General features: G+C 32.6%; 13 protein-coding genes and 1 tRNA gene. 11 read left to right on the top strand and 3 right to left on the bottom strand.

Annotation, left to right across the window (positions count from 1 at the left end):
* Window positions 1-304: 304 nt before the first annotated feature.
* Window positions 305-916 (bottom strand): hypothetical protein, encoded by a 612-nt coding sequence (locus tag AB4Y90_RS11140; RefSeq protein ID WP_441557631.1) that lies wholly within the window; start codon window positions 914-916, stop codon window positions 305-307.
* Window positions 916-2,595, bottom strand: a complete 1,680-nt coding sequence (locus tag AB4Y90_RS11135; RefSeq protein ID WP_441557629.1) for an APC family permease — start codon at window positions 2,593-2,595, stop codon at window positions 916-918. Before AB4Y90_RS11135 ends, AB4Y90_RS11140 begins: the two co-directional genes overlap by 1 nt.
* 251 nt (window positions 2,596-2,846) lie before the next feature.
* On the opposite strand from AB4Y90_RS11135, the gene AB4Y90_RS11130 reads away from it, so the two are divergent.
* The 3 genes from AB4Y90_RS11130 to AB4Y90_RS11120 all read left to right on the top strand — a co-directional run bounded on the left by AB4Y90_RS11130 (window position 2,847) and on the right by AB4Y90_RS11120 (window position 7,813).
* Complete coding sequence (locus AB4Y90_RS11130) at window positions 2,847-5,813, top strand: tetratricopeptide repeat protein (protein WP_441557628.1); 2,967 nt, start codon at window positions 2,847-2,849, stop codon at window positions 5,811-5,813.
* A gap of 81 nt (window positions 5,814-5,894) precedes the next feature.
* Window positions 5,895-7,664: a TonB-dependent receptor gene (locus tag AB4Y90_RS11125; protein ID WP_441557627.1), complete on the top strand. Its 1,770-nt coding sequence runs from the start codon at window positions 5,895-5,897 to the stop codon at window positions 7,662-7,664.
* Between the two features lie 75 nt (window positions 7,665-7,739).
* Window positions 7,740-7,813, top strand: a tRNA-Arg gene (locus AB4Y90_RS11120).
* Window positions 7,814-7,884: 71 nt separating this feature from the next.
* Here AB4Y90_RS11120 and AB4Y90_RS11115 read toward each other — a convergent pair.
* Window positions 7,885-9,453: a hypothetical protein gene (locus AB4Y90_RS11115; protein ID WP_441557626.1), complete on the bottom strand. Its 1,569-nt coding sequence runs from the start codon at window positions 9,451-9,453 to the stop codon at window positions 7,885-7,887.
* Window positions 9,454-9,708: 255 nt separating this feature from the next.
* Here AB4Y90_RS11115 and AB4Y90_RS11110 point away from each other — a divergent pair, with 255 nt between their 5' ends.
* From AB4Y90_RS11110 to AB4Y90_RS11075, 8 genes are all read left to right on the top strand, one after another.
* The gene (locus tag AB4Y90_RS11110; protein WP_441557625.1) at window positions 9,709-10,044 is read left to right on the top strand and encodes a hypothetical protein; all 336 of its coding nucleotides are present in this window, start codon (window positions 9,709-9,711) and stop codon (window positions 10,042-10,044) included.
* 90 nt (window positions 10,045-10,134) lie between these two features.
* Window positions 10,135-10,416 carry a helix-turn-helix domain-containing protein gene (locus AB4Y90_RS11105; protein WP_441557623.1) on the top strand — a complete coding sequence of 94 codons (282 nt, stop codon included), beginning with the start codon at window positions 10,135-10,137 and terminating at the stop codon, window positions 10,414-10,416.
* Between the two features lie 183 nt (window positions 10,417-10,599).
* Window positions 10,600-12,108: a thioredoxin domain-containing protein gene (locus tag AB4Y90_RS11100; RefSeq protein WP_441557621.1), complete on the top strand. Its 1,509-nt coding sequence runs from the start codon at window positions 10,600-10,602 to the stop codon at window positions 12,106-12,108.
* Window positions 12,109-12,192: 84 nt separating this feature from the next.
* Window positions 12,193-12,336: a bacteriocin-like protein gene (locus AB4Y90_RS11095; protein ID WP_441557620.1), complete on the top strand. Its 144-nt coding sequence runs from the start codon at window positions 12,193-12,195 to the stop codon at window positions 12,334-12,336.
* Window positions 12,337-12,369: 33 nt separating this feature from the next.
* Window positions 12,370-12,516 carry a bacteriocin-like protein gene (locus AB4Y90_RS11090; protein WP_415877619.1) on the top strand — a complete coding sequence of 49 codons (147 nt, stop codon included), beginning with the start codon at window positions 12,370-12,372 and terminating at the stop codon, window positions 12,514-12,516.
* A gap of 10 nt (window positions 12,517-12,526) precedes the next feature.
* On the top strand, window positions 12,527-12,685 hold the full coding sequence (locus tag AB4Y90_RS11085; protein ID WP_441557619.1) for a bacteriocin-like protein: 159 nt from the start codon (window positions 12,527-12,529) through the stop codon (window positions 12,683-12,685).
* Between the two features lie 276 nt (window positions 12,686-12,961).
* A complete protein-coding gene (locus AB4Y90_RS11080; RefSeq protein ID WP_441557618.1) occupies window positions 12,962-13,159 on the top strand; it encodes a bacteriocin-like protein in 198 nt (65 codons plus the stop codon).
* Window positions 13,160-13,221: 62 nt separating this feature from the next.
* A partial coding sequence (locus AB4Y90_RS11075) for a cysteine peptidase family C39 domain-containing protein (RefSeq protein WP_441557617.1) occupies window positions 13,222-14,283 on the top strand: 1,062 nt, incomplete at its 3' end.

The following is a 14,283-nucleotide window of genomic DNA, read 5'->3' as shown; positions in this document are numbered from 1 at the left end:
CTCATAGAACTCATCGTATGTTTTTATTCTTTCAGACATGGCATTTATCGCTTAAAGTTCTTAAATGAACCTTAGCAATAATTCCGCCAATTATTAATGTGTTGAAAATGAATAATTTTAATATTAGATATTTTAAAACATTAAGAAAATGAAAGGTTTAAGAATTATTAAGAATCAATAAATAGATGTAAACGTACTGCTTAATGATTCATCTTGGTGGATCTTAAAAAATCTAATGATAATCGTCCTTAAAAGCTTCTTTACCTTAATGGTTTAAAAAAGCTTTTGCTGTTTAACTCAAATTTTAATAGTTTAATGTTCCGATCATAAAAGTTTTTGAAGCGTTCAAAGCTTGCGATGTTTGCGTTAATTCTTTTACGACTCCTTTGTTATTGATGTAACTGGAATGGATGAAATAGGTGTCTTTATCTTCCCGGGTAATAAATCCTGTATGAAAATCAAGACCAACAATATACACCTGATTTTTATTTTTACTTAAAATGTGTTTTTCTAAATCTTGTCTTTTGCTAAAATATTTAATGTCTTTACAAAGCTTTTTGATCATTACTGATGAAACTTGTTGTGCAAGGTAAGTTCGGTTAATATCAAACCCAAAATCAGTCAGCGTATTCGTTACAAAATATCCGCAGGCAATGGTTCCTTTTTGGGGTTCTCTCGAAGTACCGTTAAAAGACCATGCCGTACCAATCCAATAATCTGGTACATTATAATTAATAAATTTAAAAAGATAATTTTTCTTTTCTTCTGTAGGTTTTTTGTGAATTGAAGTTAAAAACTCTTTATAAGGGATTTTCTTTTCTTCCGGAATATTATTAATTGAATGATTTTCAGATTCAACTTTGGTTTTGCTGCATCCGATAATGATTAAAAATAATATACAGAAAAGATATTTCATCAATCGGTTATGTCTTTTCTCAGCTTGCTGTTTTTATACCCGTAAAAGAAATAAATAACCAAACCGATGGCAAACCATATTCCGAAATAAAACCAGTTTTCATGGCTCATTCCGGTAAGAAGATACAGGCAAGAGCTTAAGCCGATCAACGGAATCAAAGAAAGATTTYTAATAAAAGTAAAAACGCAAAGCGCAAGATTTATTAAGATAAAAAAGAAAATTGACGCTTTGAATTCACCCTCTTTAGGATCGCTCCATTCCATTAAATGTTCAAAAAATTCAGGCTGGAAATAATAAAATCCAATCAATGAGCCGATAAATATAACAGGGAAAATAATTTTTCCGTTGATATAAGGAAGATGGAATCTGCCTTTTATTTTTTCTTTTGGAGGAAGCATCAAAACTCCTGCGCAAACCAGTACAAAGGCGAAAATAGTTCCGATACTTGTAAAATCTAAGATGAAACTTTTGTCGGTGAAAATAATCGGAACCCCCACTACAATACCGGTAACAATCGTTGCGAACGACGGAGTTTTATATTTTGGATGCACATCCTGAAATTTTTCAGGCATCAATCCGTCACGGCTCATGGCGTACCAGATTCTTGGCTGTCCCATCTGGAAAACCAATAATACGGTAGTAATCGCCACAATTGCCACGAAAGAAACCGTCAGTTCCATCCACGCAACGTTTGCGTTCGTTTTTTCAAAAATAAATGATAAAGGATCACCGATACCGTCAAATTTTCTGTAATCTACCATTCCGGTTAAGACCAAAGTAAGGGCAATATAAATTACGGTACAAAGAACCAGAGAAATGATCATTCCTTTTGGTAAAGTTTTCTGCGGGTCTTTTGTTTCTTCTGAAAGTACGCTTAATGCATCAAAACCAATATAGGCAAAGAAAACCCCTGAAACTGCACTCATTACACCTGCAAAACCATTCGGCATAAAAGAAGAAGTTCCGGTTTCAAGACTTACGGGTGTCCAGTTTTCGGTATTGATATAAGAAAAACCAACTAAAATTACCAAAATGATTACAGCCAGTTTTAAAATAACCAAAGAATTATTGAAGTTTTTACTTTCTTTCACGCCGCGATAGCAAAGCCAGGTAATTAATCCGTTAATAACCAATGCGGGAATATCAACGATAAATTTCAGGCTTCCCAATAATGGTGCATTTACCCATGCATTGATAAGTTCTTTGTTTTCAGAGCCGTTCACGAAAGCCTTTTTTGCTTCTGTGTAACTGCAGGTAAGATAATCAGGAATATGCATTCCGAGACGCTCAAGAAAGCTGGTAAAATAATCTGACCACGAAAAGGCAACATAAATGTTTCCAAAAGAATATTCCATGATCAAAGCCCAACCTATGATCCATGCGATCAATTCTCCAAAACTTGCATAAGCATAAGTATAAGCAGAGCCTGCTTTTGGGATACGGCTCGCAAATTCTGCGTAGCACAAAGCGGTAAAACCACAGGCAAAACCACAAATCAAATAAAGAAGAATAACACCGGGACCGCCTCTGAAAACGGCTTCGCCCAAGCTACTGAAACTTCCTGCTCCAATAATGGCTGCAATACCGAAAAATACGATGTCCCAGGTTCCTAAAACCCTTAAAAGATTAGTTGATGTATCGGTATCTGAGTATTGCTTTCTTCTAAAAAGTTGATTCATTAATTGATAATTTATATTGAAAAAAACAAATGTAATTATTTCTTTGAAATAATTAAGATTTTCTTAAAATTTCTTCTTCAAAAGTTAATAAGTATTAAAAAATAATCCACATACTAACATTGTGTAAAATTGCTTGTTTATACAATATCTTTTCGGTATTTTCGTTGATAATTTGTGGATAAAATCTTATCAGAAAATCTACATATTTGGTCTTATTTTTGAAGGCTTATCCAATTTTAAATTTGATATTAATGAAATCAAAAAAAATACTTTTAGCGGCTGCTGTATTTTATTTCGGGGTCTCCGAAGCGCAACAGTCTCAATACTTTACCCAAAAGGAAAACTATAGGTTTAACTTAGCTCAGAATCTTTATCAGACTAAAATATACAATGCTTCTCAGTACGAATATGCACGACAGTATTTCTATAACCAGAATCTGGAGCAGTCAAAAAAAGAAGCGGCGCAGTTTTTTGATAACGTAATTGGAGTTATTCTTCAGAAAAATCATGCAGAAGACGGTTTGACGGCTTTTATGAAAGAATACCCGAATTCTGCCTATTTTGCACAGGCAAATTTACCTTTGGCAGATTATTATTTAGCTAAAAAAGATTTTAAAGAAGCTCTAAAAACGCTTAAAAAAGTAAATCAATATCAATTAACCAGAGAAGAAAATACACAGTATATTCTGAAACTGGGATATGCCAAATTTATGATGGGCGATTCTAAAGGTGCAATTGATGCTTTAGATGAAGCTTATAAAACAGCAGATGAATCTCAGAAAGGCGATATTGCTTATATGTTGGGACATTTGCATTATTCTAAAAGAGAAAATGATCAGGCTTTCCAGTATTTTGATTCAATAAAAGATGAGCCGAAATTTTCAAAACTGGTGCGTCCGTATTATGTGCAGATGTACTACAACGATAAAGATTATGATAAGGCAATTTCGGAAGGAAATGCTTTGCTGAATGAAGATATTTCAGAATCTTATAAAGCGGAAGTTCACAAGATCATTGGTGAATCTTATTTTATGAAGAATGATTACAATTCTGCTTATCCGCATTTGAAAGACTATTTAAGCGTTCAGCAAAACCCTTCAGAAAACGATTTGTACGAAATGGGATTTGTTGCAGCTCAGCTTAAAAAATACGATGAAGCGGTTTCTTATTACAATCAGTTGTTAAACAGCAATTCGGCTTTGGCTCAGAATGCTTATTATCAGTTAGGAAACGCTTATCTGGCGGTTGATAAAAAGCAGGAAGCGCTTTCGGCGTTCCGTTCGTCTTATCAGATGGATTATGATGTGAATGTTAAAAAACTTGCGCACGAACAATACGCAAAACTGAGTTACGACATCGGAAACCCGTTTGAAAGCCCTACAACGGTTATTCAGAATTATATTACCATTAATAATAATGATGCGAAAACGGCAGAAATGAGATCGCTTCTGGTGAAATCTTATCTGTATTCCGGGAACTTTAAAGAAACTTTGAATGCGATCGATAAATTACCCAACTCAAATCCTGAAATCGATAAAGTAGACCAAGAAGTTTCTTATCTTTTGGGAACGGAAGAATTTAATAAAGGTAATTTTGATGAAGCTGAAAAATATTTCCTAAGAAGTCTGGAGTTTGATTTAAATAAAGAATTCCACAGCAGAGCTTTGTACTGGCTGGCTCAGGTTTATTACCAGAAAGGAAATTATCCTTCAGCAATTGCGCGTTACGAAAAATTAGCCAACGAAACTTTCCCTGAAAAGCAGCAGCTTTCTTACGATTTGGGATATGCTTATTTTAAATCTAAAAAATTTGATCAGGCTGAGCAATATTTTACACAATATCTGAAAAATCCGAAACCTGAGTTTAAAAATGATGCCGAACTTCGTTTAGCAGATATTAATTACGCCAATAACGATTTGGATCAGGCGATTGCGATTTACGATAAAAATAATGAAGACGCTACCGATTATACTTTATACCAAAAAGCGCTGGCTTTAGGTTTTAAAAATGATAATGCTGCGAAAATTACCAACTTAAAATCATTAATTTCTAAATATCCTGCTTCAGAATATATCGATGATGCACAATACGAGATCGGTGTTGCTTATGCAGCGCAGAGCGATTACAATAACGCTAACGATTTCTTCGGAAAAGTAATCAAATCTTCATCTGATAAAGATTTGGTGGCGAATGCATCTATTTACAGAGCGCAGAATTATATTGACCAGAACCAAAGTGATAAAGCTTTATCTGAACTAAAATCTCTTAGCGAACAATATAAAAATACGGCGTATTCAGAAAAAATTGTTTTAGCTGCAAAACCAATTTTCACTAAAAACGGCGATGTATCGGGTTACGAAAATTTTGCTGCAAACGCAGGTGTAAATATTTCTGCTTCTGAAATTGATGAGATCAATCTATCAACAGGAAAACAATATTTCACCAAGAAAGATTATAAAAATGCAATTTCTTATTACGAGAAATACTTAACCCAAAATCCAACAGGAGAAGGTCTTTACCAGGCTAAATATGAGTTGGGTGAAAGTTATTACCAGACCAATAATCCTACAAAAGCATTATTGGTTTTACAGGAAATAGCAAACGTTCAGAACGATTATCAGGATGATGCACAAACACGTGTTGCACAGATCTATATTGCACAAGGAAACTCTGCTGAAGCTAAAAAATATTTAGAAAATATTAAAAATTCATCCAATATCAACGTTAAAAATTATGCTAATGTTGAACTGATGAAAATGTATGCTGAAGAAAAGAACTTCTCGGAAGCTGAAAAATTAGCGAATGCGGTGATTGCCAACAGCAAAAACTCTGCAGCGGTAATAGAAACTGCAAAAGTAATCAAGGCAAGAAGCCTTATGAATTCAGGAAAAGATAAAGATGCTCAAACAGCTTATACTGCTCTTGAAAAATCTTCAAACACGGAAGTTGCGGCTGAAGCTTTCTATGCAAAAGCATTCTACCAAAACAAAGCAAAAGCTTATAAATCTTCAAACGAAACCATCTTTAAAATTGCCAACAATTACGCTTCAGAAGATTATTGGGGAGCAAAAGCATTGGTTCTGATGGCTAAGAATTATATAGGTTTAAAAGATAATTATCAGGCGAGCTACACTTGTGATCAGATCATCGATAATTATGCAGATTTCCCTGAAATTGTGGCAGAAGCTAAGGAAGTTAAAAAGACTATTAAAAAGTAAAATGTACTGTCGTATTTACGTAAAAGTATTCATGTAATTTAATCATTAATACTTTTTACTTTATACATTAATACAAAATATATGAACAAAAGAATTCAAATATTATCTATATTATTTCTGGGGATTTCGTCGGTGGCGTTTTCTCAGATCAAAGAAGAAAAGCTGATTCTTAATAAGAAAAGAGAACCGGAAGTAAAGAAAATCGAGAAGAAGAAAACTTCTGTAGTCACGGAAAAAAATTATCCGCCGGAGGAAAAATCTGCAAACCCTGTAAAATATACGATTACGGATGTTCCTGCAGTTTCAGATTTTAAAACTTCAACCATTCAGGGTGAAGATGTGGCTCCAAAATTTGATGGAACGGCTCAGAATAATTATTTCCAACTCGGAATGGGAAATTACGGGAAGATTCTAGCTGATGCCAACATTTCTACTACCCTTGAAAATAAGCTGGAAGTTGGAGCTGATGTTCACGTTTTATCTACAAACGGACTGAAAAAAGTCTATCCTTGGGATTCTAAACAAAGCTCTGCAACTTTAGGTGCTTTCTTAAATTCTTACGGAGAAAAAGGGAAGATCAATGTTAATGCAGAATACGGTTTAAATAATTACAATTACTACGGAATTTATGCGGTGAATCCTTCTGCAGATGTAGATTTAAAGCAAAAAGTAAATCAGTTTAAAGTAAATGGTTATTATGATTTTTATTCTAATGAAATTTTAAATGATGTAAGAGTAAAATCTTCATTTTTATCAGATCATTTTGATGCAAAAGAAAACCAGGCTTCCATCTTGGCAAACCTTTCAAAACATGCTGTGGAAATAGGAAAAAGCGGAATTGTGATGAATGCTGATTTAGGTTTAGGTCTGGAAACTGTAAAAACAGATTTTGAATTATTAAACAGGAATTCATCTACTTTTTTCAATGCAGGAATTACTCCTAAACTAACTTTTGCTAAAGGAGAATCTTATTTAATGTTAGGTTCCGGAATTACTTTTTTGAATGCAAGAAATTCAAACTTAATTTTAGCGGAAGAATTAAAAAACAACAAAACGTATTGGTTTCCACAGGCTGAATTTCAGGTGGCTGCTTCTAAAGAATTTAAATTCTACGGTGGAGTAGACGGTGGTTTAAAACTTAATACTTACGCTGAATTGTTGCAGGAAAATCCGTTTTTGGTTTCAGATCAGATGTTGAGACCAACAGAAACCCAATATCATTTGTATGCAGGTTTGAGAGGTGATATTGATGAGACTTTTAAATATGATGTTTCTGCAGGATTCGGAAAAATGAGAAACATTATGTTCTTCGGAGCCAATAATCTTTTTACCAATGAGTTTACTTTAGACAGACCGGGTTATGATTTTGCCAATACTTTCTCAACAATTTATGACGACGGAAATGTAAGCGACATTAAAGGAAGTTTACAATATTTTCCGCTTGCAAACCTTGTTTTGGATGCAGATGTAAGGTTTTTAAAATATGATTTGAAAAATTACGAAAACATTTACAACGTTCCTTTGGTTACGGGAAGCATCGGTGCAAAATATACAATGTTTGAGAAAAAACTGTCTTTAGGCTTCAAAGGAATTTTTGCAACTGACAGAACGACAAATTCGTATATGCTTGAAGGAGTGGGAAGTCCGTCATTTATTTTCCAGTCAACTGAAGATACCAACGATAAAGTTGGCGGTTACGCAGATTTAAACTTATCGGCAGAGTATAAAATTCACAAAAATTTCAGTATTTTCGCACTCGGAAATAATCTTCTGAGCTCAAAATACCAAACGTACAAAGGCTACAAAGTTCTTGGTGCGCAAGTTGTGGGAGGTGTGAAAATTACGTTCTAAATATTGGTAATGAGTAATTGGTAATGAGCAATATTTGCATTACTTATCATTAATTACTCATTACTTATAAAAGTCGGCTTCGTAGTTCAACTGGATAGAATAACGGATTTCGGCTCCGTCGGTTGGGGGTTCGAATCCCTCCGAGGTCACAAAAAACGGAAAAGCAAAAAAATGCTTTTCCGTTTTTTTTATTGATAATCTGCTGTTTAAATTATCTTTTTTAGATCGTATTCAAAAAATTGCCCAAGTCTTCTTCTTTCGTAAGTCCTATTTTTGATTTTACTTTAGCTTTATAAACCCTAATGCTGCCTACCGTAAATTTTTCAAGAAGAGCGATTTCTTTTCCGGATAAATTAAGTTTAAAATAAACGCAGAGCTTCAATTCCTGAGGGGTAAGAACCGGAAATTTTTCAGAAAGTTTATCCATAAATAATTTATTTTCAAGTGAACTTTCGTTAATAATCTCATTGTCTTTTTTATCAAGCTGTATCAGATTGTTTATTTTAAACTGAAGGTCTTTTAAAATTTCTTCAGGTTCTATATTTTTTGTTTTCTTTATTTTTTTTAAATTTTCCAGAAATGCTTTTTGGGTTTCTGTTTTCAAATTGAGATTGAGATGCAGGTTTTTTACTTTTTCTTTTTGCAGTTGAAGGTCTTTTTCAAGAATTTCTTTTGAAGTTTCAAAAATTATTTTCTCTTTTTCTCTAAGCTCTTCCTTCTTCTTTTTTTTCATTCTTAAAATGATGATGAAGCCAATAAAAACTGCTGTTACAAAAACCAAGAAAAAAAACAGAAGAATGTTTTTTTTCTTTTCATCTTCTTTGTCTTTATTGATTTCTTTAATAATGTAGCTGTCGATCGCATCTACCGTTTTGCTTAGTTCGTTTTTAGCAAATTGATCCTGCTCATCATTCAGATCTGCTAATTTCATTGAAATGCCTTTAAAATGTTTGTAATTATCATTTCTTAGATAATAATCTTTGATGAGTTTGGTTAAAATGATTTTATCTTCTACATTTTTCAATTTTGATTCAATAATTTTGAGAGATTCAATAATTTTATCTTCATCAGTTCTCTTGCCTGTGATATCATAGATACTCAAAATATCTTTTGCTGCGAAAAGAGCCATTCTGGTATTGTCGTTTTTAAAAGAAAATCTCCATTTTTCTAACAATAATTTTTCTGCAGTATCATATTTTTTTAGCTGCAGGTAATATTGAGCCAGACTTCCCTTCATGTAGTAAATAAAAACTTTTTGCTCATTATTTATTTTCTTTTGCTGTGTTAATATCTGTATTCCCGTATTGGTTTCTTTTATGGCAAGATCAAGTTTCCCCATTTTATCATAGCACATTCCGAAATTATTATGCATTGATGCTATATAAATCAGCTCTTTCTTTTTATGATAAGTATGTAAAGCTTTTTTAAAGAAAACAAGTGCATTCTGATAATCTCCTTTATTGTAGAGAAGCCTTCCTTTAAAATGATATAAATGTGGTAAGAAATATTTATTTCCTACTTTTTCATTTGTTTCTATAGCTTCATTAATGTGGGTCATAGACCATTCGGGAGAACTTATTTCAAACTGGGTAGCCAGATTGTAGTTGCAGGCAATTGAGACATAATTATATTTTCCGTTGTTGAGCCTTAAAAGATCATACACAAGCGGAATTTGTTCATTCCTTTTTTCAGCATGATATAATACATTAATATATTTGCTACTTATTATGTAAAGCTGTTTTTTATCATCATTATATTTTTGTAATTCTTCGTTTTTATTGCTTATCAAGATTTTTATTAACGTTAATTAATGCTTCTTTTTTCATAAAATTATTTTTCTGCATATAATTTTGTTTTACATCATCTAAATGACAATCCTTATTGGTGAAAAATTTGAGAGAAAAAACCTATCATCTTTCTTAGCAGGATTTATGAAAATGATATTTAAAATATAAAGTTAGATTATAAAAAAATACATATCGGGCAGTTAATTCGGGAAGAGGTGAAAGCAAATAAAATTGAAGCCGGACGCATATGTAAGTTTATGAATTGTAATGAAAAAGAAATAGAAGAGATGTATGAGGCAACAGATCTTCCTACCAATATCCTGCTGAAATGGTGTAAAATTCTTGAGTACGATTTGTTTAGAATTTATTCGCAGCATCTGATTTTGTTTTCTGCATCAAAACAAAAAACAATAATTAGGAATGACAAAGAAAATAAAAGCTCACTTCCTAATTATAGAAAAAACCTTTATACCAAAGAGATTATCAACTTTGTAATTGAACTTGTGCGTACAGATAAAAAAACGAAAAGCCAGATTATAGAAGAATACAAAATCCCTAAAAATACATTGTTAAAATGGCTTGAAAAATATTAGAAACAAAAACAAATATTCAACATTAAAAAACACATCACTATATAAATGAGTAAGCCTGATTATCAAAGGATATATAAAGACTTTTTAAAAATGAAATTTCCTGAAAAGGAAAAAGACTGCCTGTCATTATTACAAAAAGAGAATTTCTCGCAATTGGATGTAATCAAAATTGAAAGCATCATATTTGGGAAAAATCAAAATGACGAATTGCTTAGTAATGGGAGTCACCGCTCATATGATAAATCGACAATTTTTGAAATTCTTGAGTATCAGAAAAAGAAAAACCTGAATAATACAGAGCTTGCAAAGCACTACGGACTTAGTAGAAACACAGTTGCCAAATGGAAAAAATATTTTCAGGTTAGTTTTTAGTAAACTTAACTGTTTTTTAGAGGTCAAGTAACAATAGTTACTTGACTTTTTTTATATAAATCTGGCTGCTGTGAATACTTTTTTGCAATGAAAATTAAATAGTTATATTATTTTGCTTAATAAAATATGTGGTGAAAGTAATTTTTATTATCTTAATCCCGTTAAACTTTACCAAACCACTCAATGAATTTCGACAAACTAATAGACCATTTCAAACTAGACAAGCAAGAGTTTTATTTCCAGTTTAATTCCCATCCAAACTATCCTTCAGCTTTAGCTTTCAGCGACACGCTTAATTTTTTAGGATTAAAAAATGATGCTTATGAGCTGGATAAAGAATATTGGGATGAACTTCCTGATGAGTTTATGGCTTTGGTCAACAATTCTTTTTCTTTAGTAAAAAAGAAAGAAAATGATTTTACCATTTATTCTGATAAAGTAAAAAATATAAGCAAAGAAGAGCTCTATAAAAATTCGGATGATTTTGTGCTTCTTTTTGAGAAAGCGGAAAATGCAAAATCTACATCATTTTTCAATTTCAAACCGATTATTTATGTGATTTTCGGGCTGATTCTTCTTTATTCGTTGCTGCAATTTGCATGGTATGAAAGTGTTTTCAATCTTTTGTCGTTGCTTGGCGTTTACATTTCTTTAGAACTTTTTAATCAGAAATTCGGGCAAGAATCTGTTGTGGTGAGCAATATTTGCGGCGGAACTGCTAATAATACTACTAAAAGTGCGTGTACAACCATTTTTTCTGCAGATAAAACTGATGTTTTAGGATTAAAGCTTTCAGATTTTAGCTTGATCTATTTCCTGGGAATTACCTTTATTGGTCTTTTATTTCCGGGTGCGCAGTTTGTTTTAAGGATTATTTCACTGGTGTCGGTTGTAGTGATTTTGTATTCACTATATATTCAGGCTTTTGTTGAAAAATCTCTTTGCAGGGTGTGTCTCTTTATTATTTTTATTTTATTGGCACAAATTGCGGTGAGTTCTTTCTATTTTAGCTTAATCGCCAGTTTATCCATTGCTTTTATCAGCATTATCTCATTTATTTCTTTGTTTTTTACCATTGCATTCCTGAATCATCTGATGAACCAGAAAGAAGAACTTAAAAAATCGAATGCAAAAAATCTCAGGTTCAAAAGAAATTATGATTTATTTAAAAGAGAACTTGTAGATAAAGAAAAAATTGAATTTTCAGATAAAGAAACTTTTTTCATAGGAAATAAAGACGCAAAACTTCATATTTCGGTAGTTTCCAATCCGTATTGCGGTTTTTGTAAAGATGCGCATAAGATTCTTGAAGATTTGGTGGCACAATATCCCGATGATATTTCTGCACAGATGAGATTTAATTATTCCGGTGAAAGTGCAGGTGAAAAATATACACAGCTTATTTCTGATTTTTTAAGTATTTACAAAAACAAACCACAAAGCGAGTTTTTAAATACAGTTGATACCTGGTTTAAAAATAAAGATGAGAATGAGATTAACAGAAAATCCGGAACACAAAATCCGGAAGATCTTACAGATATTATTAAGATGACTTCCGAAAACAGTTCTGCAGGGCTTACTTTTACACCGGTTTTTATCATTAATGGCTATCAGTTTCCGGATAAATATGACCGTGAGGATATTCATTACTTTATTGGAGAATTGTTGGAAGATGAAGATTTTTCAGTTTAAATTAAAATTGATTAATTTTATATGAACTAAAAAGCGGGATCCGAAAAGCTTAAAAAGAGTAGGAAAATACCAAATTCAATCTTTATGAAAAATTTAAAAAAAATCAACAGACAGGAAATGAAAGCCATTCAGGGCGGGATCAACTGTTTAGGAGGTCAGATTTGTCTGATCGACGGAAAATGGAAATGCATGCCTTTTGACGGCTGCGGTGGCGGAAACCAGCCATAATCTGAATTATCAAATCAACCAATCTATTTTATTATGAAAAATTTAAAAAAAATCTCAAGAAGCGAGATGAAAAACCTGAACGGTGGAGCTTTGACTTGTTCTCAAGCCTGTTGCCCTCCTCCGGGAATTAAGAGATGTCCTAATATCTATTGTTATGCACCATGTCCTGTAGAATCTTAAAAATAATTATATGAAAAATCTGAAAAAATTAGCAAGAAACGAAATGAAAGACATTTTTGGAGCAGGCCCAATTATTATTGGCTGTTCAAAGAGCTGCTGTCCTACAGACGGTAGACCAAGATGTCCGAAAATTTATTGTCCTGCGGTTGTTTGCCCACAGTATGTGTAAACTTTAACTAATAATTACTAAAAATGAAGGGGCTTTTTTAGCCTCTTCATTTTGAATGGAAAGTTGACTAAATTTCTGTTTCCATTTTTAAAATATCAATTGCGAGAATATTTTTAGGGATATTACAATTTAGAGTAAATATTTATTTATATATAATAATTTTAACTTTTTTTAACAAAGCTGATCTGTGTAAGATTAAAATATTTCTTTTATATTTGAAATAAGTAAAGCGGTATCCGAAAAGCTAATAGAGTAGGAAAATATAAAAAATACTTTATGAAAAATTTAAAAAAGTTATCAAGAGAAAATCTTAAAAATTTAAAAGGAGAAGGTGGAAAAGGAGCATCATGGTATCTATGTGATGACATACGTGATGTGAGTCATTGTTATGGTGATTATTATAATTGTGCAGTTCATTCTAATAGTTGTACACCAATGGAATTTTGTGGTCAAACATTATATTGCATGTGGTAGTTACCTTAAAAATATCTTAAATTAAGACTGTATTTTTATACAGTCTTTTTAATATAAAAACATTGAAAAAAAAATTCCCAAATTACATACAACCCGATTCCAAAGATTGCGGTCCCACCTGTCTCAGGATTGTCAGCAGACATTATGGAAAGAGTATTTCCCTGCAACAGATCCGTAACCTTTCAGAAACAACCCGAGAAGGAAGCAGTTTGCTTGGTTTAAGCGATGCTGCTGAAGATTTAGGTTTTCGTTCGTTAGGAGTTCAGGTTGATTTTAACACACTCGCTGAAGAAGTTCCTTTTCCATGTATTGTGCATTGGAATAAAAACCATTTTGTGGTCGTCTACAAGATTGACAAAAACAATATCGTTTACATTTCCGATCCTAGTTACGGATTAATCACCTACTCCAGGGAAGAATTTATTAAAAGATGGATCGGCGAAAATGCCAACGAAAACACAGAAGATGGCATTGCCTTGATTCTTGAAACGACACCCGCATTTTTCCAGACCGAATTTGATGACCATGAAAGCAAAGCCAGCTTTTCTTTCCTTTCAAAATATTTATTTAAATATAAATCGCTCATCGTTCAATTAGCGGTAGGATTGTTAGCAGGAAGCTTACTCTCGCTAATTTTACCGTTCCTTACTCAAAGCATTGTGGATGTAGGAATTCAGAATCAGGATCTGAATTTTATCTATCTGGTTTTACTGGCTCAGGTAATGCTTTTTCTTGGCAGGATGGGAATTGAGGTGATCCGAAGCTGGATTTTGCTTCACCTTTCAACAAGGATCAATATTTCCATTATTTCAGATTTCTTTATTAAACTGATGAAGCTTCCGATAAGTTTCTTTGATACGAGAATGACGGGAGATATTATGCAGAGAATCAATGACCATCACAGAATCGAGCAGCTTCTCACCAATTCTTCTTTGAATACATTATTCTCATTGGTTAACCTGATTATTTTCAGCATTGTATTGCTGTTTTATGACTATCGTCTGTTTATCGTTTACATCATTGGAGCTATTTTATACATTGGGTGGATTACTTTTTTCCTCAACAAAAGAAAAGAGCTCGATTATAAAAGATTTTCACAGGTTTCTCAGGAACAGAGTAAAGTG

It is taken from the genome of Chryseobacterium sp. 2TAF14, from assembly GCF_052115105.1.
Taxonomy (GTDB): Bacteria; Bacteroidota; Bacteroidia; order Flavobacteriales; family Weeksellaceae; genus Chryseobacterium.
The sequence above is the reverse complement of the archived record's forward strand: the minus strand, read 5'-3'. Positions and strand labels throughout refer to the sequence as shown.